The sequence below is a fragment of the Leisingera sp. UBA4491 genome (genome assembly GCF_002388965.1).
Taxonomy (GTDB): domain Bacteria; phylum Pseudomonadota; class Alphaproteobacteria; order Rhodobacterales; family Rhodobacteraceae; genus Leisingera; species Leisingera aquaemixtae.
Map to the genome: position 1 here is coordinate 63,676 of NZ_DGNN01000032.1, position 21,006 is coordinate 84,681.

At 66.3% G+C, this 21,006-nt stretch carries 22 protein-coding genes and 1 tRNA gene; 13 read left to right on the plus strand and 10 right to left on the minus strand.

Going from position 1 to position 21,006, the window contains the following annotated elements:
- Nucleotides 1–85 precede the first annotated feature (85 nt).
- Nucleotides 86–409 carry a HesB/IscA family protein gene (locus B2P87_RS19720; RefSeq protein ID WP_058288047.1) on the minus strand — a complete coding sequence of 108 codons (324 nt, stop codon included), beginning with the start codon at nucleotides 407–409 and terminating at the stop codon, nucleotides 86–88.
- Nucleotides 410–499: 90 nt separating this feature from the next.
- Here B2P87_RS19720 and B2P87_RS19725 point away from each other — a divergent pair, with 90 nt between their 5' ends.
- The 9 genes from B2P87_RS19725 (at nucleotide 500) to B2P87_RS19765 (ending at nucleotide 9,089) form a co-directional block, all read left to right on the plus strand.
- Nucleotides 500–1,651 carry a deoxyguanosinetriphosphate triphosphohydrolase gene (locus B2P87_RS19725; protein WP_058288048.1) on the plus strand — a complete coding sequence of 384 codons (1,152 nt, stop codon included), beginning with the start codon at nucleotides 500–502 and terminating at the stop codon, nucleotides 1,649–1,651.
- A gap of 377 nt (nucleotides 1,652–2,028) precedes the next feature.
- Complete coding sequence (locus tag B2P87_RS19730; protein WP_141890109.1) at nucleotides 2,029–2,421, plus strand: GFA family protein; 393 nt, start codon at nucleotides 2,029–2,031, stop codon at nucleotides 2,419–2,421.
- Between the two features lie 274 nt (nucleotides 2,422–2,695).
- Entirely contained in the window at nucleotides 2,696–2,995 is a 300-nt protein-coding gene (locus B2P87_RS19735; protein ID WP_058288171.1) for a YciI family protein, read from the plus strand.
- Nucleotides 2,996–3,179: 184 nt separating this feature from the next.
- Nucleotides 3,180–4,925 carry an arginine--tRNA ligase gene (argS, locus tag B2P87_RS19740; RefSeq protein ID WP_058288050.1) on the plus strand — a complete coding sequence of 582 codons (1,746 nt, stop codon included), beginning with the start codon at nucleotides 3,180–3,182 and terminating at the stop codon, nucleotides 4,923–4,925.
- Between the two features lie 117 nt (nucleotides 4,926–5,042).
- A complete protein-coding gene (locus B2P87_RS19745) occupies nucleotides 5,043–6,209 on the plus strand; it encodes an SPOR domain-containing protein (protein WP_058288051.1) in 1,167 nt (388 codons plus the stop codon).
- Between the two features lie 117 nt (nucleotides 6,210–6,326).
- Entirely contained in the window at nucleotides 6,327–7,331 is a 1,005-nt protein-coding gene (nagZ, locus tag B2P87_RS19750; protein ID WP_141890110.1) for a beta-N-acetylhexosaminidase, read from the plus strand.
- Complete coding sequence (locus B2P87_RS19755) at nucleotides 7,324–8,118, plus strand: segregation and condensation protein A (protein WP_141890111.1); 795 nt, start codon at nucleotides 7,324–7,326, stop codon at nucleotides 8,116–8,118. Before nagZ ends, B2P87_RS19755 begins: the two co-directional genes overlap by 8 nt.
- Nucleotides 8,119–8,132: 14 nt before the next feature.
- Nucleotides 8,133–8,801 carry an SMC-Scp complex subunit ScpB gene (gene scpB, locus B2P87_RS19760; protein WP_414671961.1) on the plus strand — a complete coding sequence of 223 codons (669 nt, stop codon included), beginning with the start codon at nucleotides 8,133–8,135 and terminating at the stop codon, nucleotides 8,799–8,801.
- Nucleotides 8,802–8,888: 87 nt separating this feature from the next.
- Nucleotides 8,889–9,089 (plus strand): hypothetical protein, encoded by a 201-nt coding sequence (locus tag B2P87_RS19765; protein ID WP_141890113.1) that lies wholly within the window; start codon nucleotides 8,889–8,891, stop codon nucleotides 9,087–9,089.
- Here B2P87_RS19765 and B2P87_RS19770 read toward each other — a convergent pair.
- Nucleotides 9,064–10,215, minus strand: a complete 1,152-nt coding sequence (locus B2P87_RS19770) for an MFS transporter (protein ID WP_141890114.1) — start codon at nucleotides 10,213–10,215, stop codon at nucleotides 9,064–9,066. The genes B2P87_RS19765 and B2P87_RS19770 overlap by 26 nt on opposite strands.
- Nucleotides 10,216–10,349: 134 nt before the next feature.
- Between B2P87_RS19770 and B2P87_RS19775 the strand changes: the two genes are divergently transcribed.
- Nucleotides 10,350–10,817, plus strand: a complete 468-nt coding sequence (locus B2P87_RS19775; RefSeq protein ID WP_286853194.1) for an Lrp/AsnC family transcriptional regulator — start codon at nucleotides 10,350–10,352, stop codon at nucleotides 10,815–10,817.
- A 131-nt stretch (nucleotides 10,818–10,948) separates the two neighbouring features.
- On the opposite strand, the gene B2P87_RS19780 is transcribed toward B2P87_RS19775, so the two are convergent.
- From B2P87_RS19780 to B2P87_RS19815, 8 genes are all read right to left on the minus strand, one after another.
- Complete coding sequence (locus B2P87_RS19780; protein WP_141890116.1) at nucleotides 10,949–12,028, minus strand: 2'-deoxycytidine 5'-triphosphate deaminase; 1,080 nt, start codon at nucleotides 12,026–12,028, stop codon at nucleotides 10,949–10,951.
- 125 nt (nucleotides 12,029–12,153) lie between these two features.
- Nucleotides 12,154–12,230: transfer RNA gene (locus B2P87_RS19785), tRNA-Pro, on the minus strand.
- Between the two features lie 163 nt (nucleotides 12,231–12,393).
- On the minus strand, nucleotides 12,394–14,154 hold the full coding sequence (locus B2P87_RS19790; protein WP_244940793.1) for a MerR family transcriptional regulator: 1,761 nt from the start codon (nucleotides 14,152–14,154) through the stop codon (nucleotides 12,394–12,396).
- A gap of 16 nt (nucleotides 14,155–14,170) precedes the next feature.
- Nucleotides 14,171–14,473, minus strand: a complete 303-nt coding sequence (ihfA, locus tag B2P87_RS19795) for an integration host factor subunit alpha (RefSeq protein WP_008207184.1) — start codon at nucleotides 14,471–14,473, stop codon at nucleotides 14,171–14,173.
- Between the two features lie 101 nt (nucleotides 14,474–14,574).
- Nucleotides 14,575–15,549 (minus strand): beta-ketoacyl-ACP synthase III, encoded by a 975-nt coding sequence (locus B2P87_RS19800; RefSeq protein ID WP_141890117.1) that lies wholly within the window; start codon nucleotides 15,547–15,549, stop codon nucleotides 14,575–14,577.
- A gap of 16 nt (nucleotides 15,550–15,565) precedes the next feature.
- Nucleotides 15,566–16,678 carry a phosphate acyltransferase PlsX gene (plsX, locus tag B2P87_RS19805; protein WP_058288059.1) on the minus strand — a complete coding sequence of 371 codons (1,113 nt, stop codon included), beginning with the start codon at nucleotides 16,676–16,678 and terminating at the stop codon, nucleotides 15,566–15,568.
- 37 nt (nucleotides 16,679–16,715) lie between these two features.
- Nucleotides 16,716–16,922 (minus strand): 50S ribosomal protein L32, encoded by a 207-nt coding sequence (rpmF, locus tag B2P87_RS19810; protein WP_008558107.1) that lies wholly within the window; start codon nucleotides 16,920–16,922, stop codon nucleotides 16,716–16,718.
- A gap of 225 nt (nucleotides 16,923–17,147) precedes the next feature.
- Nucleotides 17,148–17,684: a YceD family protein gene (locus B2P87_RS19815; RefSeq protein WP_058288060.1), complete on the minus strand. Its 537-nt coding sequence runs from the start codon at nucleotides 17,682–17,684 to the stop codon at nucleotides 17,148–17,150.
- A gap of 99 nt (nucleotides 17,685–17,783) precedes the next feature.
- Between B2P87_RS19815 and B2P87_RS19820 the strand changes: the two genes are divergently transcribed.
- The 3 genes from B2P87_RS19820 to B2P87_RS19830 all read left to right on the plus strand — a co-directional run bounded on the left by B2P87_RS19820 (nucleotide 17,784) and on the right by B2P87_RS19830 (nucleotide 20,956).
- The gene (locus B2P87_RS19820; protein ID WP_058288061.1) at nucleotides 17,784–18,257 is read left to right on the plus strand and encodes an outer membrane protein assembly factor BamE; all 474 of its coding nucleotides are present in this window, start codon (nucleotides 17,784–17,786) and stop codon (nucleotides 18,255–18,257) included.
- A gap of 80 nt (nucleotides 18,258–18,337) precedes the next feature.
- Nucleotides 18,338–19,078: a GNAT family N-acetyltransferase gene (locus B2P87_RS19825; protein WP_141890118.1), complete on the plus strand. Its 741-nt coding sequence runs from the start codon at nucleotides 18,338–18,340 to the stop codon at nucleotides 19,076–19,078.
- A 69-nt stretch (nucleotides 19,079–19,147) separates the two neighbouring features.
- The gene (locus tag B2P87_RS19830; RefSeq protein WP_141890119.1) at nucleotides 19,148–20,956 is read left to right on the plus strand and encodes an ABC-F family ATP-binding cassette domain-containing protein; all 1,809 of its coding nucleotides are present in this window, start codon (nucleotides 19,148–19,150) and stop codon (nucleotides 20,954–20,956) included.
- Nucleotides 20,957–21,006 lie beyond the last annotated feature (50 nt).

The window sequence follows — 21,006 nt, forward strand, 5'->3', positions numbered from 1 at the left end:
CCGGAATTTTCGGCACTTCAGGCCCGGAAAACACGCGTTTTCCGGGTCGTTTCCCGCGCCGGGAAACATACCGTCAGGGGCGGGATCACATGGAGAACGAGGTGCCGCAGCCGCAGCTGGAGGTGGCGTTGGGGTTCTCGATGGTGAACCGCGCGCCGATCAGCTCTTCGGTGAAATCAATCACCGCGTTCTCCAGGAACGGCAGCGACACGGCGTCGACCACGACTTTTTCCCCCTGTCCCTCCAAGACCAGATCATCGGGTTTCGCCTGGTCCAGCGCGATCTCATACTGGAAGCCGGAACAGCCGCCGCCTTCGACCGCGACGCGCAGCGCCTGGCCCTGATCCGCGGCGCCGATCTCGGCCAGCCGGGCAAAGGCGCGGTCGGTGACTTTCGGGGGCAGGTTCATACGGTCTCTCCAAAGCTGATGTTGCAGCGCAAGTCATTATATAGAAAGGTGCCATCCAGGCAGCAAGATTTGCCAGGGAAAAGATTTGATATGCATGCGCCTTATGCCACGATGCCGGACCGCAGCCGCGGGCGGCAGGTTCCGGAGGAGGAAAGCTCCTTCCGCTCGCCCTTTCAGCGCGACCGCGACCGGATCATCCACGCCAGCGCCTTCCGCAGGCTCAAGCACAAGACGCAGGTGTTTGTGGAGCATGAGGGCGACAACTACCGCACCCGCCTGACCCATTCGATCGAGGTGGGGCAGGTGGGCCGCACCATTGCCGGCGCGCTGGGTCTGAACCAGGAGTTGACCGAGGCGGTGGCGCTGGCGCATGACCTGGGCCACACGCCGTTCGGCCACACCGGCGAGGACGCGCTGCATGCGCTGATGGAACCCTACGGCGGCTTTGACCACAACGCCCAGGCGATCCGCATCGTGACCCGGCTGGAGCGGCACTATGCCGAGTTCGACGGCTTGAACCTCACCTGGGAAACCCTTGAAGCGATTGCCAAACACAACGGCCCGGTGGTGGGGGAGCTGCCCTGGGCGCTGGCCGAATGCAACGCTGAGGTCGATCTGGAACTGCACACCCACGCCAGCGCCGAGGCGCAGGTGGCGGCGCTGTCCGATGACATCGCCTATAACAACCACGATCTGCACGATGCGCTGCGGGCGGAGCTGTTCACCGACGATGACCTGGCCCGGCTGCCGCTACTGGACAAGGCTTACGGCCAGGTCGACACGCTGTACCCCGGTCTCGACCCGAACCGCCGCCGCCACGAGGCGCTGCGCCGGTTCTTCGGAGTGATGGTGAGCGATGTCATCGACACCGCCCGGCTGCTGCTCGCGGAAAGCGGCGTGCAGAGCGTCGAGGAGGTCCGCGCGCTGGGGCATCCGGTGGTGAAATTCTCCGATCCCTTGTGGCGCGACCTGAAGGAGATCCGCGCTTTCCTGTTCACCCGCATGTACCGGGCGCCCTCGGTGATGGAGAAGCGCGCCAAGGTGGCCAAGGTGGTGGAGGCGCTGTTTCCGTACTTCCTGGACAATCCGCTGGAGATGCCGGAGCGCTGGCAGGCCGACATTGCCGCAGCCGAAGACCGCACCGCGCTGGCGCGGATCGTGTCCGACTACATCGCCGGCATGACCGACCGCTTTGCCCTGCAGCAGCATGAGCGGCTGATCGGGGTGAAGGTCGAGGTCTGAGGGCTTCCAGCTGCTGTTTCTGTCCTTTCGCATGTGCCGTGCAGGGACGGGGTAGAGAAGGCGGCGCCGCCAACGGGGGCGGAGGATAGGGCCAGAACGCCAGCGCGCCCCGGGTCCGGTCAAAAGCTTCGTCAGTCAGACGCCCCTGCACCTTTTGTTGAGGTGGTCTTTGGGGTCCTGGTCTCCTGTGCGCGCGGGGTGCCAGACCCGCGCCATGTGCTGCAGCGGAAGTAACCATCGCAGATCCCGGTTAAGGCCGTGCAAGCAGGGCGTGCGCTGAGGCGGGCTTTGGCGCAACGCCGTGCGGCGGGCTTGTGCTGGAGAAAATGTTCCCGTAATGTTCTCGGGAAGATTATTTGACTTTGAGGATTGCCGGAATGATTGAAGGAAGCTGCTGCTGCGGTGCGGTGAAGTTTGAACTGCTGGCGCAGCCTGCGCTGATGGGCACCTGCCATTGCTCCCGCTGCCGCAAGGCCGGGGCCAGCACCATCGTCTTTGTCAAGAAAGGCGACCTGCGCTGGATCGAAGGCAGGGAGGAGGTGGCGCTGTACCAGCCCGCGCCGCCCTACAAATACGGCCGCTGCTTCTGCCGGATCTGCGGCAGCTCCCTGGGGGAGATCCTGTCGGAGGAGGAGACCTTCCCCATCGCCGCAAATGCGCTGGACGGGGAACTGGAGGTCAGGAACAGCTTTCATGAGTTCGTTGGCGAGAAGCCCGGCTGGTCCGAAATCTGCGACGGTGCAAAGCAGTCGGAGGGGCATCCTGCGTAGGAGCTCTGGCATCTGCAGGGGCCGTTCGTTTCGGGGGCTGCTCCCTTGCCGGTGTTGGCAGGTTTGAGGGCAGGGGCGTGTATCCCCATTCAAATCACAGACCGGGCCGTTTGCGGCCCGGGCTGTTCTTGCCGGCCCGGCCTCCGCTTGCCGGTCTGCGCCGGGCTTTGTGTTCTCCCCGCCGAATTGGCTTTAAACCGTGCTATGATCTGGCCCTATGATGCCGCAAGGCATCGGCGCTATCCGCTGGGAGAGGCAGAACAAGGGGCAAGCCATGGCACGCTGGACCGTCACCTTCACGGACAAGCCGGAAATGGACCGGGTGCGCAGCGACAGGAAGCGGCGCGAGGCGCATATCGCCTTTGTGCGGTCGCGGCCCGAGTTGCAGATCGGCGGCGCGCTGGCGATGCGGCCGATGCAGGACTTTCCCGGCGCGATCTGGAACGTGGAGGCCGAAACCCGCCAGGATGTGGAGCGGCTGATCCTGCAGGACCCGTATTACGTCGCCTCCCTGCGCCGCTACACGATCACGGAATGGGGCACCGCCTCAGCCGTGCAGAACATCCTGTCCTGACCCGCTGACGGCCAGGCCGGACGGCGCGCCGCGGCAGCGGCGCATTTTTCCGGCGCGGAAAAATGGCCGGAAAATTTGAATTTTCCGGTGCCGCCCGCCTGAGGCCCGGGGCTGCCCCTGCAATCCTGTTGACCCTTCCTGCGGCCCCCGGTATCCGCAGTGCTGAACAGTTGGGACGCCAGATATGAACCTCTTTACCGATATCCGCTCGCTCGTGATCGACAGCCTGACCGCCATGACCGGCGAGGGCGCGCTGCCCGAGGGGCTCGATTTTGCCAATGTCGCGGTGGAGCCGCCGCGCGATGCCGCCCATGGCGACATGGCGACCAATGCGGCGATGGTGCTGGCCAAGCCCGCAAAGATGAAGCCGCGCGACATCGCCGAGGCGCTGGCTGCCAAGCTGGCAGCGGACGATCGGATCACGAGCGCAGAGGTCGCAGGCCCCGGCTTCCTGAACCTGCGGCTGGCCCCGGGCATCTGGCAGGGCGTGCTGAAATCGGTCCTGGACGCAGGCACGGATTTCGGCCGCTCGGACGTCGGTGCTGGCAAGCGGGTGAACGTGGAATATGTCTCCGCCAACCCGACCGGCCCGCTGCATGTGGGGCACACCCGCGGCGCGGTGTTCGGGGATGCGCTGGCGGCACTGCTGGCCTATGCCGGCTATGACGTCACCCGCGAGTATTACATCAACGACGGCGGCGGCCAGGTCGATGTTCTGGCGCGCTCTGTCTACCTGCGTTATCTGGAAGCACATGGGCAGGACGTGGCCTTTGCCGATGGCACCTATCCGGGCGATTATCTGAAGCCGGTGGGGCAAGCGCTGAAGGACAAGGCGGGCGATGCCTATCTCGACCAGCCCGAAGAGGTCTGGCTGGCTGAGGTCCGTGAATTTGCCACCGATGCGATGATGCAGCTGATCCGCGAGGATCTGGCCCAGCTCGGCATCGAAATGGATGTGTTCTACTCCGAAAAATCTCTCTACGGCACCGGCAAGATCGAGGCGGCGCTGAAGGAGCTGGATGCCAAGGGGCTGATCTATCAGGGTGTGCTGGAGCCGCCGAAGGGCAAGAAGCCCGACGACTGGGAACCGCGCGAGCAGACCTTGTTCAAATCCACCGATCACGGCGATGACGTCGACCGGGCTGTGAAGAAATCGGATGGCACCTGGACCTATTTCGCGCCCGACATCGCCTATCACTACGACAAGGTGGAACGCGGCTTTGACGAGCTGATCGACATTTTCGGCGCCGACCACGGCGGCTATGTCAAGCGGATGAAGGCTGCGGTGTCGGCGCTGTCCGATGGCCGGGTGCCGCTGGATATCAAGCTGTGCCAGCTGGTGAAGCTGTTCAAGGACGGCCAGGAATTCAAGATGTCCAAGCGGGCAGGGACCTTTGTCACCCTGCGCGATGTGGTCGATGCCGTCGGCGCGGACGTCACCCGCTTCATGCTGCTGACGCGCAAGAACGACCAGGGCTTCGATTTCGACCTCGACAAGGCGCTGGAGCAGTCCAAGGACAACCCGGTGTTCTACGTGCAATACGCTAACGCGCGGATCTGCTCGACCCTGCGCAAGGCAGAGGAGCAGGGGATTGCGGCGGATGATGCGGCGCTCAACGCCGCCGACCTCACCCTGGTGTCCGATCCGGCGCAGCTGGCGGTGGCCAAGAAGCTGGCCGAATGGCCGCGCCTGGTGGAAATCGCGGCCCGCACCCATGAGCCGCACCGGGTGGCCTTCTATCTTTACGATCTGGCGTCGGAGCTGCACGGGCTGTACCACCTCGGAAAATCGCAAGAAGGTTTACGATTTGTTAACGAGAGCAGCCAATCGGCAACACATGCGAATTTGGCCCTGGCCAAAGCCGTTTCCGTTGTCATTTCGGCTGGTCTTGGTATTCTTGGCGTGAAACCGGCAGAAGAGATGCGATAACCAGAACGGGGCGTCAGCCCCTGCGGTTAAAATTGCACACCGCCGGAGTGAGGCAGTTGAAGAGACTTGGGGCGCGGCGCCGTTTCGGCGCTGCCAAACCGGGCAGTGAGGCGGAAAATGGCGTATTTTGCGCAGGCGGGCCAGGGGCACGCCTACATACAGGGTGGTGTTCAAAGGCAGGACACCGCAACTGGCGGGGCCTACGGGCAGCAGTACTCCGATCAGCATTACACCGGCCCGGGCGCGGAACCGGCATACGGTTATGAAGATCCGGCCTACGGGTATCAGCCTGACGGCCAAGGCTATGACGCGCAGGAGTATGCAGCCTACGCCGCGCCTGCCGGGTTGCGGGCGCGATTCTCCCGCAGCCTCAGCCTGCTGGGTGCTGCGGCCTCGGTTGCGCTGGTCGCGGGGATTGGCGTCTGGGGCTACAAGCTGGTGATGCGCGATGTCAGCGGCGTGCCGGTGGTGCGCGCGGCCGAAGGGCCGATGCGCGAACAGCCCGCGAATCCGGGCGGCTCCCAGGCGGATCATCAGGGGCTTGCGGTGAATGCGGTTGCCGCCAGCGGCAGCGCCGAGGCGCCGGCCGACCGGCTGACCCTGGCACCGCCCGCGATCCGGCTAACCGAGGACGACAAACCGCTGCCGCAGCTGGCCGCGGAAACCGCCCCGGCGGAGCTGCCGGCCGTTCCGGCAGAACCGGAGGCGGCTGAAGCCCCCGGTGTCAGCGAGGACGCGGTGGCCTCTTTCCAGAACGGCGATATCGACGCGCTGGTCGCAGAACTCGCCCGCGAGTCGGAAACGCTGTCGGCTGCGGTGCCCGCCTCGGCGCAGGCGCCTGCCATCGTGCAGCCGGAACCGCTGCAGCCTGGCCTGGCCGCGGCAGCGCCGTCGCCCGCCGTCCTGAACGCGCCCGGCGTCAAGCACTCGCTGCGGCCCTCGGCCCGGCCCGCACGGTTCAGCCCCGCTCCGGCCGCAGCCGCACCGGCAGCCCCTGCCGCTGCCGTTGATGTCGACCCGGCCACCCTCCCGGCCGGCACACGGCTGGCGCAGCTGGGCGCCTATGAAAGCCCGGAAGTCGCGCGCGCCGAATGGGACCGCATCCATGCCCGCTTTGCCGATTACCTGGAAGGCAAGCAGCGGGTGATCCAGCGCGCCGAAAGCGGCGGCCGCACCTTCTACCGCCTGCGGGCGATGGGCTTTGCCGGACTGTCGGATGCCCGCCGCTTCTGCTCTGCGCTGGTGGCTGGAAATGCCGACTGCATTCCGGTAACCACACGGTAACGAACCGCCTGGCCGCAAGGCCGGGCAGCGCCCGACCCGCCCCCAGGGCGGGCGCTTTGCACCCACCCCGGGCCGGGCGCTGCCCTCCCGGATCCAAGGGGGCGATAGGGCACACTCATGACTTTCGGAGCCACCATCCTCGACGCCGACGGCCTGCGCCTGAGCGCAAATGAAAAGGCGTTCTTCCGCGATGCCGATCCCTTCGGCTTCATCCTGTTTGCCCGCAACATCGAAAGCGCCGATCAGGTGCGCGCGCTGTGCGGCGACTTCCGCGAGGCTGTGGGCCGCGACTGCGTGATCACCATCGACCAAGAGGGCGGCCGGGTGCAGCGGCTGCTCGCGCCGCTGGCGCGCAATTGGCTGCCGCCGCTGGAGCATGTTGAGCGGGCCGGCGCCGGCGCCGAACGCGCCATGTACCTGCGCTACCGGCTGATCGCGCATGAGCTGCACGGCCTCGGCATCGACAGCAACTGCGCGCCGATTGCCGATGTGGCCTGCGCCGACACCCATGCGTTCCTGAAAAACCGCTGCTATGGCGAAGACACCCAGGCCGTTGCCGCCATCGGCCGCGCGGTGGCGCAGGGGCATCTGGACGGCGGCGTGCTGCCGGTGCTGAAGCATATCCCCGGCCATGGCCGCGCCACCGCCGACAGCCATCTGGACCTGCCGCATGTGGCCAGCGCTCCGGAGACACTGGAGCAAAGCGATTTTGCCGCCTTCAAAGCGCTGAACGATCTGCCGCTGGGGATGACCGCGCATCTGGTCTATGACGCCTATGACAGCCGCCCGGCCACCACCTCGCCGGTGATGATGCAGCTGATCCGAGAGCAGATCGGCTTTGACGGGCTGATCATGACCGACGATATTTCGATGAAGGCGCTCGAGGGCGCGCTGACGGACATCACGCGGGACTCGCTGACGGCAGGCTGCGACGTGGTCCTGCTGTGCAATGCGCCGCTGGCGGACCGGATCGCCGTGGCGGAGGCCGCAGGCGGCATGACAGCGGCAGCGCAAACCCGCGCAGACCGCGCGCTGGCCGCCCGCAAACCCCCTGCGGATCTTGACATTCAGGCCGCCGAAGACGAACTTGCCGCCCTCATGGGCGGGCAGGTGTATGGCTGAGCAGACACTCTTTTCAGACGCGGACACATCGGTAGAGGAACGGCTGGCGGCCGAGGCCCTGATCGTGGACGTGGACGGATTCGAAGGCCCGCTCGACCTGCTTTTGACGCTGTCGCGCACCCAGAAGGTGGACCTGCGCAAGATCTCCGTGCTGGAACTGGCGCGGCAGTATCTGACCTTTGTCGAGAAGGCCAAGGAGCTGCGGATCGAGCTGGCGGCCGATTATCTTGTGATGGCGGCCTGGCTCGCCTTCCTGAAATCCCGCCTGCTGCTGCCCCCCGACCCGGAGGAAGAGGGGCCATCGGGCGAAGAACTGGCTGCCCACCTGGCGTTCCAGCTGGAGCGTTTGCAGGCGATGCGCGACGCTGCCGCGCGGCTGATGGGCCGCGACCGGCTGGGCCGCGACTTCTTCGGGCGCGGCGAGGAAGAGACCGTCGCCCGGATCAAGACCGTCACCTATACCGCCAATCTCCTGGACCTGATGCAGGCCTATGCCCGCATCCGCACCAAAGAGGATTTCCGCCCCTTCGTGATGGACCGAGACTCGGTTTTCACCATGGAGGAGGCGCTGGACCGGATGCGCCACCTGTTGGGCTTTACCGGCGATTGGACCGACCTGATCAGCTATTTGCCGGACGGCTGGCACAGCGATCCGGTGAAACGCCGGTCGGCCACCGCGGCGACCTTTGCCGCCTCGCTGCAGCTGGTCAAGGAAGGCAAGGCCGAGCTGCGCCAGAGCGAAACATTTGCGCCGCTCCAGCTGCGCAGCCTGAACGAGGATAGCTGATGGAAGACCAGATCATGGACGGTCAGAGCCAGGGCGCTCCCGTCCGCGAAGATAGTGACTCGCTGTTTGACGCGCCGCCGATGGCGGAGCAGGAGCGGATGGTGGAGGCGGTGCTGTTTGCCAGCGCCGAGCCCGTCACCCTGCGCGACCTCGAAAGCCGGATGCCGCATGGCTGCAACCCGCGCGAGGCGGTGGAGCATCTGCGCAAGCGCTATGAGGGCCGCGGCGTGCGGGTGGTGCGTCTGGGCGATGCCTGGGCGATCCGCACCGCGCCGGACCTTGGCTTTCTGATGCAGAAGGAAACCACCGAGCTGCGCAAGCTCAGCCGCGCCGCGATCGAAACGCTGGCGATTGTCGCCTACCACCAGCCGGTCACCCGCACCGAGATCGAGGAGATCCGCGGCGTGTCGGTGTCGCGCGGCACCATCGACCAGCTGATGGAGATGAACTGGATCCGCCTGGGCCGCCGCCGCATGACCCCGGGCCGCCCGGTGACATTTGTGGTGACGCCGGACTTCCTGGATCACTTCGGCCTGGAAAGCGCCCGCGACCTGCCGGGCCTGAAGGAGCTGCGCGCCGCGGGTCTGCTGGAAAACCGCCCGCCGCCGGGCAGCCTGCCGCTGGGCCAGAGCGGCGACGAGGACGACGAGCCGGAAGAACAGGCGGAACTGTTCGAGGAGTGACGGCGCCGGCGGCTGTCCAGGCGCCTCGAAATCGGCTTAATCTGCGCTTAGGATGCCTGGCAGAACCGGACACGGGGGGCCAGCACGGTGAATATCAACTGGATCATCAACATGGTGCTGCGGCGGCTTGTCAGCCGCGCGGTGGGCGCCGGTGTGAACGCAGGCATCAACGCCGTCGCCAGGCGCAGCAAGCCGCGGGACCGCGGTCAGGGGCAGAGCGCCCCGCCGGTGCAGCAGGCGGGCCGCTCGCGCATTCCCTCCGTCAAGCAGGGGCGCCGCCAGCGCTAGGCGCCGCCGGTTTCAGGCCAAGCGCCTCCAGCGCGGCACTGGCCGACAGCAGCGCCGACACGCCCAGGCAGCCCGCAAGCCCCCAGACGGCATAAGCGGCCGCTCCGGTAAAAGGCGCTGCAAAGACACATAAGTAAGTCACGGTGCTGAACAGCCCCATGATGGCGCCGCGCTGCCCGGGGTCCAGCAGCGTCACCCGCGCCACCACCAGATTCAGTGCCAGATGCTGGCCGATCCCCCACAGCACCGCCAGCCCCAGCAGCAGCCCATAGTTGTCCGCCCAGACCATCATCAGCAGATAGCTGGCCGTGACCGCCAGGAACACCGGCGGCGTGGCGCGCGCCAGGCCCAGCCGGTCCAGCAGCGGATCAAGCAGCACCGCCAGCCCGAACCCGATGCCGTAGAACAGCGGCAGCAGCCCGGCTTGGGTGATGCTCAGCCCCAGGCCTTGGGTGATATGCGCGCCGGTGAAGAAATAGCTGCTGTAGAACCCCAGCATCATCAGTGCGGTGGACAGCAGCCCGCGGACAATTCCCGGCACCCGCAGCGCCGTCAGCGGCGAGGTCGCCTGGCCGCTGGGGCTGCCCGCAGCGCGCAGGGAGGCGGAGGCGGCCCAGAGCAGCAGCGCCACAGATGCCAGCGTGCCATAGACCGCGCGCCAGCCCGCCAGATCGGTGGCCCAGGCGCTGACGCTGACGCCCAGCACCAGCGACACTGTCCAGCCCGACAGCACCAGCCCCAGCACCCGCGCCTCGCGCCCCTTGGGGGCAATCACCATCGCCAGCGTGTAGATCGAGGGCAGGGCGGCCCCCGCCGCCAGCCCGCAGACCGCCTGCGCCGCCATCAGCATCCGGACATCCGCCGCCGCCGCGCTGGCCGCCAGCCCGGCGCCCAGCAGCAACAGCGCCGCCCGCAGCAGCCGCCCTGCACCGATCCGGTCCGCCAGCGGCGCCAGCAGCAGTGCCGCCGCAGCCACCCCCAGCCCATAGGCGCTGGCCGCCCGCATCACCTCTGCGGTGGTGGCATTCAGGGCTTGGCTGACAGCGGTCACCACCGGCGACAGCAGCAGCGAGTTCGCACCAATCACGCCTATCGCGCTCATCAAGATCAGAATCGGGGTTCGCATGGGTTTACCTTTAAGAATGTTCAGGTAAATCTGCTATGCGCTGAACATGGTTCTGTGAAGGGCGGGCGAAGATGGCAGAAGAAAAAACAGATGGGGTTCGGAAAACGGCTGGGACTCCCCGCGCGCTGGACGCTTTGGACCGAAAAATATTAGGCGCGCTGAGCCGGGACGCGACACTCTCTTACGCCGCAATCGGCCAGAACGTCGGATTGTCGGCGCCCGCGGTGCATGAGCGGGTCAAGCGGCTGCGCGCGTCGGGCACCATCGAGGCAACGGTGGCGCGGCTCGACGGAGCCGCGGTGGGCAAGCCGCTGCTGGCCTTCATCCATGTGGATACCGAGGGGTGGGGCGTGACCACCGGCCTGCTGGCGCTGCAGGAGATGCCGGAACTGGAGGAGGTGCACAGCTCCGCCGGGGACACCAACCTGATCCTCAAGGTCCGCGTCGCCTCCCCCAGGGCGCTGGAGGGGCTGCTTGCGCGGATCTATGAGGTCGGCTGCGTGCGCGCCACCCGCACCTATACGGTGCTGTCAACGCATCTGGACCGGCCGGTGCAGGCGGGCACGACACAGAATCTGGCAGAAGGCGGGCCGGTGAAGTGACGCTCTGAAAGTGCAGCGGACGGCGCCTGACCCTGGGTGGGTGCGAAGCGCCCTCCCGTTTTGCCAGAGGCAAACCTTCGGTTTGACGGGAGGGTCGGGCGCTGCCCGGCGGTGCCGCCGGGCTAAAGGGTTCAGGCTGGCGTCTTGAAGTGCTTCGACAGCTTCAGCCCCTGACCCTGGTAGTTCGACGCAATGCCGGCACCGTAAAGCTGCTCCGGCACCTCGGCCATCTTCTCATAGACCAGACGTCCCACCACCTGGCCATGCTCCAGCACAAACGGCGCCTCATGGCAGCGCACCTCCAGCACCCCGCGCGATCCGGCCCCGCCCGCGGCGTCATGGCCAAAGCCAGGGTCGAAGAAGCCCGCGTAATGCACCCGGAACTCGCCCACCATCGCCAGATAGGGCGCCATTTCGGCGGCAAAGGCAGGCGGGATATGCACCGCCTCGCGGCTCACCAGGATATAGAACGCGCCGGGGTCCAGGATGATGCGGCCATCCTTGGTGCGCACTTCCTCCCAGTATTCCTGCGGGTCGTATTCCCCGATCCGCTCCAGGTCGATGACGCCGGTATGCGGCTTGGCGCGGTAGCCGACGAGATCGGTGCCCGGCAGCTTCAGATCGACGGAAAAGCCCAAGCCATCCTCGATCATCGCCTCGCCATCGACCAGCGGCGTGCCCGCGTGCAGCATCTTCAGCTCCGCATCCGACAGCACCGCCTGGCCGCGGCGGAACCGGATCTGGTTCAGCCGCATCCCCGGCCGCACCAGCACCGAGAACGACCGCGGGCAGATCTCGGCGTAAAGCGGCCCCTGGTAGCCGGGCTTGATCCGGTCGAATTCCTCGCCGCCATCGGTGATGGTGCGGGTCAGAAGGTCGAGCCGCCCGGTGGAGCTTTTGGCATTGGCCACGGCGGAAACATCCTGCGGCAGCGCCAGACCTTCCATCAAGGGCACCACGTAGACGCAGCCCTTTTCCAGCACCGCGCCGCCATCAAGGCTGATGCGGTGCATCTCGAATTCCGTCAGACGGTCGGAGACGCTGCGGCCCTGGCCCGCCAGAAAAGACGCGCGCACCCGGTAGGCGACATTGCCCAGCCGCAGGTCGAGGCTGGCAGGCTGCACCTGACCCTCCACCAGCGGGGTGCTGACGGTGATAGCGCCGTTCTCCAGCATGTTTTCAATGGTTTGGCTGGGCAAAACGCCTGTCATTTCCTGTCCCTCCCCGCGCCGGATTTTCCGGCGATGCTGGCCCAATCGGCCCCGCTGCGCAATCGGCAATTCAGGGCCGGGATATGAAAACGCCCGGGTGCCGAAGCACCCGGGCGTTTTTCAAATGGTCGGGCTAGCAGGACTCGAACCTGCGACCTTCCGTCCCCCAGACGGACGCGCTACCAGGCTGCGCCATAGCCCGTTGAACAGCCTTCTAACCGTTTTCACGGCAGGGGCAAGAGGGGGCGGCAAGATTTTTTGCGCATCCGCCCGGAAATCCTGCCGGCTGAGGCAGTTGCAGGCCCGCGCGCGCAGGCCCGCGCGGGTGCAGGGGGCGCTTCCCGGCGCGGGAAACGCCCGTGAAATCAGGGGAGGTCCGGACCGGACCCGGCGCCGGAGACCGGTGGCCCTGCAACTGCGCCGCGGGCCGCCAGGGCGCGCAGATCTTCGGCGCAGGCAGCGATTGCGGCCACCGTCTGCGGCGGCAGGCTGCGGACAGCGGCCAGATGGGACAAAACACCGGGGTGTGGCAGGACAGGGGCAGGGGCGTCTGCCGCCTCGCCGGTTTCGGCCTCAGGCGCTGCCGCCGGGCTGTCTTGCGGCTGGTCCGGCTCAGCAGCCGCATCCGCGTCAGGGGCAAAGCCGGAGCCAAATTCCAGCGCATCAACCTGCCGGGCGGCCTGGTCCAGATCGTGCGGCGGGAAGGCGGCGGCAGGATCGGCTGCGGCGTCTGCGTCATCCGCGCCGGGGTCTGCCTCCATGGCGGCGGCAAACGGCTCTGCGCCGTTGCCAAAGTCCAGCGGCTCTTCCGGCTGAACGCCCGCCGCGGCAGCCAGGGTGTCCTCGGACGGGTCCGGTTCGGGTATTGGGGCTGCCAGCGGATCAGCCGCTGCAGGGCCTGTGTGGTCGTCCGCCGTTTCCTGGGCGGCAGACTGTTCCGGCAGATCAGCCGCGTCCGAATCCGCCGGGAAGTCCGGAGCTGCTTTCGGGGCAGGGTCCGCAGGCTGCGCGCTGTCTGCAGGCTCTTGCGCGTCCGCCCAGAGGGTTTCCGCAGCGGACGTATCCTCCAGCACGGGCGGCTCTGCTGCGGTCAAGGGAGGCTCTTCCGGAAGGGTCTCAGCGGATCCGGTTTCAGCCGGTGTGCCAAAGCCGTCCGGCGCGTCCGGCTGTGCCTCTTCGGCGGCAGGCGGTGCCGCTGCCGGCTCGGTTCCCGCGTCCCAGCCCGCGCTGTCATCGCCGTCTTGCGGGTCTTGCATTCCTTCCGGTGCCGGGTCGACCGGGGCGGAGTCTGCGGGGGCAGCCGCTGTTGCTGTGGTCTCTTCAGCCGTGTCCTCAGCGGCGGCCTCGCTCCAGGGGGAGGCGGTGTCTGGTTCCACCGCAGGGGCAAGGGGTGTCTCTGTGGCCTCTGCCGGCGCGGGCGCGGTGCCATCCGCTGCCGGGTCTTGCGCCGCAAGGGGGGACGGGGCGGATGGGCCAGGTTCTGATTCTGCCGCCGCCCCGGTCTCGTCCTCGGCACCGGTCTCTGGGGCGGGCGCGGCCAGATCCATCCGCATCTGCGGCTCCGGCGCAGCGGCGGGGGCAGCGGCGGGGGCAGCGGCGTCGGCGGCGGTTTCCTCAGTTTCCGGGGCATCCGCCGGGGCAGCGGGGCTTACTGCTGCGGGGGCGTCTGCCGGGTCCTGCAGGATATCGTCTGCCGCGGCGTCCTGTTGCGGGAAGCCGACCACATTGCTGGCTTCTGAACCCGTGTCCTCTTTTGCCGCCTGCTCATGGCTCAGCTCCAGCGAGCTTTGCCAGTCATCGCCCAGCCTGTCCGCCGGCGGCACCGGCGCGGAGCGCTCGGCGGCTGCGCCGTCGACGGGGTGCGAGAACTCCGCCACATGGGCGGGGCCATGCTCGCGCAGCAGCGCCTGAACGTCCTTGATCGACATCCCGTCGTCATGCAGCAGTTTCTTGATGCCGCCCAGAAGCCGCATATCCGCAGGCCGGTAATAGCGGCGCCCGCCGGCCCGCTTGACAGGTTTGACCTGGGTGAACTTGCTCTCCCAGAAGCGCAGAACATGCGCCTGCACGCCCAGCCAGTCCGCAACTTCGCTGATGGTGCGGAAGGCGTCCGGTGATTTTGACATGGCTCAATTGGTCCCGTTATTTACGGTTGCCGTCTGCCACGCGGTCTTTCATCAGGTGGGAAGGCCGGAAGGTCAGCACGCGGCGCGGCTGAATCGGCACCTCTTCGCCGGTCTTCGGGTTCCGCCCGACCCGGGCAGACTTATCCCTTACGCTGAATGTCCCGAACGAGGAGATCTTCACCTGTTCACCGCGCACCAGGGCGTCCGACATATGCTGCAGCATGCTTTCCACCAGCTGCGCGCTTTCATTGCGCGACAGGCCGACTTCCCGGAAAACAGCTTCACTCAAATCCATTCGTGTCAGTGTTTTTTCGCCCATACCAATCCCCGTTGTTTGCCAAAGCATAGGGCGCAGGGAAATTCCCTGTCAATATCAATGAATTGCGCGGGGTGTTTCGGGCGGGATTCCGGCTGGAAGAGTTACCAGCGCAGCACAACGGCACCCCAGGCCAGACCGCCGCCGATGGCTTCGGTCACAATCAGGTCGCCTTCTTTGATCTGGCCGCGCTCTTTGCCGACAGACAGGGCAAGCGGAATGGAGGCCGCGGAGGTATTGCCGTGATCCTGCACGGTTACCACCACATTGTCCATGCTCAGGCCCATTTTCTTGGCGGTGCCCTGAATGATGCGGATATTGGCCTGATGCGGCACGATCCAGTCCACATCCGCCGCCGACAGCCCGGCGCGGTCCAGCGCGGTGTTCGCGGTAGAGGCGAGTTTTTCCACCGCGTGGCGGAACACCTGGTTGCCCTGCATCCGCAGATGGCCGGTCGACTGGGTCGAGGACACGCCGCCGTCGACATACAGCAGATCCTTGTAGCGGCCGTCCGAGTTAAGATCGGTTGCCAGAATGCCGCGGTCCTTGTTGGTGCCCGCCAGCTCCTGGCCCTCCAGCAGCAGCGCGCCGGCGCCATCGCCGAACAGCACGCAGGTGGCCCGGTCGGTCCAGTCCATGATCCGGCTGAAGGTCTCGGCGCCGATCACCAGCACCCGGCTGGCCTGGCCCGAGGCGATCAGCGCATTGGCGTTGCTGAGCGCATAAACGAAGCCCGCGCAGACCGCCTGCACGTCAAAGGCAAAGCCCTTGGTCATGCCCAGCTTGGACTGCACCATGGTGGCGGCAGAGGGGAAGGTGAGGTCGGCGGTGGAGGTGGCCACGATGATGGCGTCCACATCGTCAGCGGTCAGGCCCGCATCCGCCAAAGCGCGCTCTGCGGCCCTGGCAGCCATATCCGATGTGGTTTCTCCCTCAGCGGCGAAATGGCGGCGTTCGATGCCGGACCGGGTGCGAATCCATTCGTCCGTGGTGTCCAGCGAGGTCTCGAATTCCGCGTTTTCAACCACCCGTTCAGGGAGATAGTGCCCTATGCCAACAACTACCGCGCGTCGCGTCATCCGGTGCCTGCCTATTTCAGTCTTTTTCGGTGGCCGCCCGCGGGGTGCGGGAAGCAGTATTATCTTGGGTATGCGCGCCGGCAGATGCAACCCGCGCGGCCAGTTTTTCGGCGAAACCGTGCTGCGCCAGGCGGAAGGCGAGCTTCACCGCCGCCGAAACGCCTGTGGCATCCGCGCCGCCGTGGGATTTCACCACGGTGCCGTTCAGGCCCAGGAATACTCCGCCATTGACGCGGCGCGGGTCCATCCGCTTGGACAGCCGCTTGAGCGAGGTCATCGCCAGCAGCGCCGCAATCTTGGACAGGAAGGAGTACTGGAACGCTTCGCGCAGTGCGGTGCGCATCACCCGGGCGGTGCCTTCGCCGGTCTTGATCGCCACATTGCCGGTGAAGCCGTCGGTGACGATCACATCCACCGCGTTGCCGGGAATGTCGCTGCCCTCGACAAAGCCCACGAACTCGTAACTCGCCTGCGCCGCATTGTCCGCAATCAGCCCGAAGGCCTCTTTCAGCTCGGCGCGGCCCTTGTGTTCTTCGGTGCCCACGTTCAGCAGCCCCACCCGCGGGCAGGCGATGTCCATGGAGTTGCGCACGTAAGAGGTGCCCATCAGGGCGTATTGCAGCAGGTCCTCGGCATCCGCCTTAACGTCGGCGCCGACATCCAGCATCACGTTGAAGCCCTGCGGGTTCAGCGACGGCCACAGGATGGCAATGGCCGGGCGGTTGATGCCCGGCAGCTTGCGCAGGCGCAGCATGCTGAGCGCCATCAGCGCGCCGGTGTTGCCGCAGGAGACCGCGCCGCCTGCCTCGCCGTTCTTGACCGCCTCCAGCGCGGACCACATCGAGGTGCCCTTGCCGTTGCGCATCACCTGCGAGGGTTTGTCCTCCATCGTCACCACATCGCGGACATCGCGAATCTCGACGCGGCCCTTAAGGGCGCGCTTTTTGGCGACAAGAGGTTGCAGCTGCTCGGCGGGGCCGTGCAGGATGAACCCGATATCCGGGTTTTTCTGTGCCGACATGTCAATGCCGGCCACTACAACAGCAGGGCCGGCGTCTCCGCCCATGGCGTCAACAGAAATGATGATGCGGCCGGCTTCTGCCTGATTTTTCGCGGGTTTACCCGTCATGCGAAAGCCTGCCTGGCATCAGGATCCGGTCCGTGGCTTACGCCGCGTCCTCGTCGATCTCGATTTCGTCAGCTGCCGCGACGATTTCCTTGTCGTCGTAATGGCCGCAGGACGGGCACACGTGGTGCGGGCGCTTCAGCTCGCCGCAGTTGCCGCATTCGTTCGGGTTCGCAGCAACCAGTGCATCGTGCGCGCGGCGGTTGTTGCGGCGCGATTTGGATACTTTGTTCTGTTGGACGGCCATGTCTCAACCTTTGTCTGTTTGGGCCTTGGGGCCATCCCCGCGGCGCGATTGCATTCGTGTTCGATCGGTGTGACGTGCGTTTAGGCGGCTGCCTAAGCATTGTCCAACCAAAAATTCCGATGAGCGCGCGAAAATACTGCGAATCTCCGGCGGCGCAAGGTGTTTTTTAGGGCAGCGCCGCGCCCGGCGCCAGAAACAATTTCCGCATGTGCGAAAAAACTGCCTCTAGTCCTCATCTTTGAGCTGCCCGCGCAGCGCGGCAAGCCCGGCAAAGGGTTTGGCGTCCTCGTCCCGCATCGGCGCCACGCCGTCTTCGGCATAGACCGCCTCGCCCAGTTCGGCGCCGTCCTTGCGCGGGTAGGGCGGGATGTGCAGCGCCAGCGCCTCGGCCATCACCTGGCCCGGGTCGATATGGCTGCCCAGCGGCTCGATGCTGTCGTCGTCGGGCATTTCCACCTCGGCGCCTTCCGGCGTTTCGTAGCGGGCGGTATAGGTGAGGTTCACCTTTTCCTCGATCCGGCTGGTCACCGGTTCCAGCGTGACCACGCAGTCCTGCACCACGGTCGCGCCCAGGGCGCCGGTCAGCTGCCAGTCGCGCTTGCCCAGGGCCTTTATCTCTCCGGTGAAGCGGACCTTGCGCAGGGCATTCACCCCCAGCTCTGCGGCCAGGGCGGCCAGCTCCTCCTTGCCCGGGATGATTTCAAAGGCGGTCGGGGTGTTCTGCGGCAGGTCCGCCACCCGCAAAGCGGTGCTCTCAGACATGTTGGGGACTTTCGTTTCTTGAACCGGAAGCGGTCATTAGGTAATCGGGTTGAAAGACGTATTCAAGCCGCGCTGTGCGGCGAGGCTCGGGGGGCCCTCATGTTTCCAAAGGCGTTTCATTACAAGTCCGTTCTGCGCGGCGCGGTATTTGCGGCGGCCGGGCTGGCGCTGGCGGCCTGCGCGTCGGTCTACCGCAAGCATGGCTACGTGCCCACACCGGGCCAGCTGGCCGAGGTGGTGCCGGGGATCGATACAAGGGATTCGGTGGCCGAAACCATCGGGGTGCCGTCCTCGACCGGGGTGCTGAACGAAAGCGGCTACTATTATGTCGCGACCCGCTTCCGCCACTATGGCGCTGCCGCGCCGAAACCGGTGGCGCGGGACCTGGTGGCGATCAGCTTTGACGCGCAGGGCGTGGTGGAGGGCATCCGCCGCTACAGCCTGGAAGACGGCAAGGTGGTGCCGCTGGAACGCCGGGTGACCAGCTCCGGGGTGGAAGACAGCACCTTCCTGCGCCAGCTGCTGGGCAACCTGGGCAACTTCGGCCCCGGCCAGCTTCTGAATTCCGAGTAACCCGGTTTCACGGCTGTGCTGCCGCGTCTGCGCCCGGATATGCGCGCCGCGCCAGCGCAGGCCTGCAGCAGGGGGCAGCCATGGCAGAGCCGGATCTATTGCTGAGCAGAGGCCAGTATCTTGCCCGGCTGGCCGCCGGGACGGCGGATGTGGCGGCGGCGCAGGCCCTGCGGACGCTGTGTTTCCGCACCCCCGGCACCGACTGCGACGCCTTTGACAGCCGCTGCGCCCATGTCCTGGTCGAGCACGCAGCGAGCGGCACCCTGGTCTGCTGTTTCCGGCTGCTGGTGCTGCCGAACGGCGGCGGGCTGGAGCACAGCTATGCGGCGCAATTCTATGAGCTGCCGGGCCTTCGGGGTTTTGCCGGCCCGATGGCGGAGCTGGGCCGCTTTTGCATTCATCCGGACTGGCACGACCCGGACATCCTGCGGCTCGCCTGGGGGGCAGTGACGGGCCTGGTGGACGGGCAGGGGGTGCAGATGCTGTTTGGCTGCTCCTCCTTCGCGGGCACCTCTGCCGCGCCGTATCTGGACACGTTTGCGCTGCTGCGGCAGCGGCACCTGGCCCCGGCGCAGTGGCGGGTGGGGGAGAAGGCGCCCGAGGTGGTCCGCTATGCAGCTGAGCTGCAGCAGGCGCCGGATATGAGGCGGGCGCTGCAGGCAATGCCGCCCCTGCTGCGGACCTATCTGGCGATGGGCGGCTGGGTCAGCGACCATGCGGTGGTGGACCGGCAGATGAACACGCTGCATGTGTTCACCGGACTGGAGACCGGCGCGATCCCGGAGGCCCGCAAACGGCTGCTGCGCGCGGTGGCCGGGTGATTTTGAGTATTTTTGGAAAGATGAACGGGGAGCGTTGACGCGATTTTGCCGCCGGGGTAGCTGGCTGGCATGGCACGTATTCCTCTTTTGCAGATGTCCGGCATTTCCCTCACCTTTGGGGGCGATCCGGTTTTTTCGAACCTCGATCTGGTGGTGCAGCCCGGCGACCGGGTGGCGCTGGTGGGCCGCAACGGCTCGGGAAAATCCACGCTGATGAAGGTGATGGCGGGGATTGTTGAAGCCGATCAGGGCGACATCGTGGTGCCGCCGGGCAAATCCGTCGGCTACATGGAGCAGGACCCGAAGATGGAGGGGTTTGCCACCTTGGGCGATTTTGCCGCCAGCGAGCTGGACCCCGGCGAAATGTACAAAGTGGAGCGCGCGGGCGAAGGGCTGAAGTTTGATCCGGCCCGCCCGGTGGAAACCGCTTCCGGCGGCGAGCGCCGCCGCGCCGCGCTGGCCAAGCTGATGGCCGAAGCGCCAGACCTGATGCTGCTGGACGAGCCCACGAACCACTTGGATATCGAGGCGATCACCTGGCTGGAGAACGAGCTCAAAAGCACCCGCGCGGCCTTTGTGCTGATCTCGCACGACCGGGCGTTCCTGCGGGCGCTGACGCGCGCCACCCTGTGGGTGGACCGCGGCGAGGTGCGGCGCCAGGAGAAGGGGTTTGAGGATTTCGAGGCCTGGCGCGACAAGGTCTGGGAAGACGAGGACATGCAGCGCCACAAGCTGAACAGGCTGATCAAGTCGGAAAGCCGCTGGGCGGTCGAAGGCATCTCGGCCCGGCGCAAGCGCAACATGGGCCGGGTGCGGGCACTGCAGGATCTGAAGGCGGAGCGCGCCGGCCAGATCAAGCGGCAGGGTGCGGCGGAGATGGCGCTGGAGGCCGGCCCCAAGTCCGGCCGCAAGGTGATCGAGGCCGAGGGGCTGAGCAAGGCGTTTGGCGGCAAGCAGATCGTCAAGGACTTCTCGCTGAAGGTGCAGCGCGGCGAACGGGTGGCTTTTGTCGGCCCGAATGGCGCGGGGAAGACCACTCTGCTGAAGATGCTTTTAGGCATGGAACAGCCGGATGCAGGCAAGGTGCAGCTGGGCACCAATCTGGAAATCGCGCTGTTTGACCAGACCCGCGATCAGTTGGACGGCGATTCGACCCTGTGGGAGAACCTGACCGCCGATCCCTTGCTGGGGATTTCCGGCAAGGCCGATCAGGTGATGGTGCGCGGCCAGCCCAAGCACGTTGTGGGCTACCTCAAGGAATTCCTGTTCGACGAGCGTCAGGCGCGGGCGCCCGTGCGGTCGCTGTCGGGCGGCGAGAAGGCGCGGCTGTTGCTGGCTCGGCTGATGGCGCGGTCCTCGAACCTCCTGGTGCTGGACGAGCCGACCAACGACCTGGATGTTGAAACGCTGGACCTGCTGCAGGAGCTTTTGGACAACTACGATGGCACCGTGCTCTTGGTGAGCCACGACCGGGATTTTTTGGACCGGGTGGCGACCACCACAATTGCGATGGAAGGCGACGGCAAGGCCACGGCCTATGCCGGCGGCTGGAGCGATTACATCGCGCAGCGCGGGCCGCTGGAGGTTGCGGAGCGGCCTGAGAAGGTGAAGCCTGCGAAGTCCAAGCCGAAGCAGGAGGCCCAGCCCAAGGACGGCCTCAGCTTCAAGGAAAAGCACCGGCTGGAGGCGCTGCCCGGCGAGATCGAGCGGCTGGAGGCGGAGATCGGCAAGCTGCAGGAGCTGATGAGCGACCCGGAGCTGTTCACCCGCGAGCCGGTCAAGTTCAAGAAGGCCACCGAGGCGCTGGTGGAGCGGCAGGAGAAGCTGGCCGCCGCCGAAGAGGAATGGCTGCTGCTGGAAGAAAAAGCCGGGGGCTGACGCTGGTTTTCTGGGTAGGTCAGTGCGGTTGACCAAATGTTTCGCGCGCG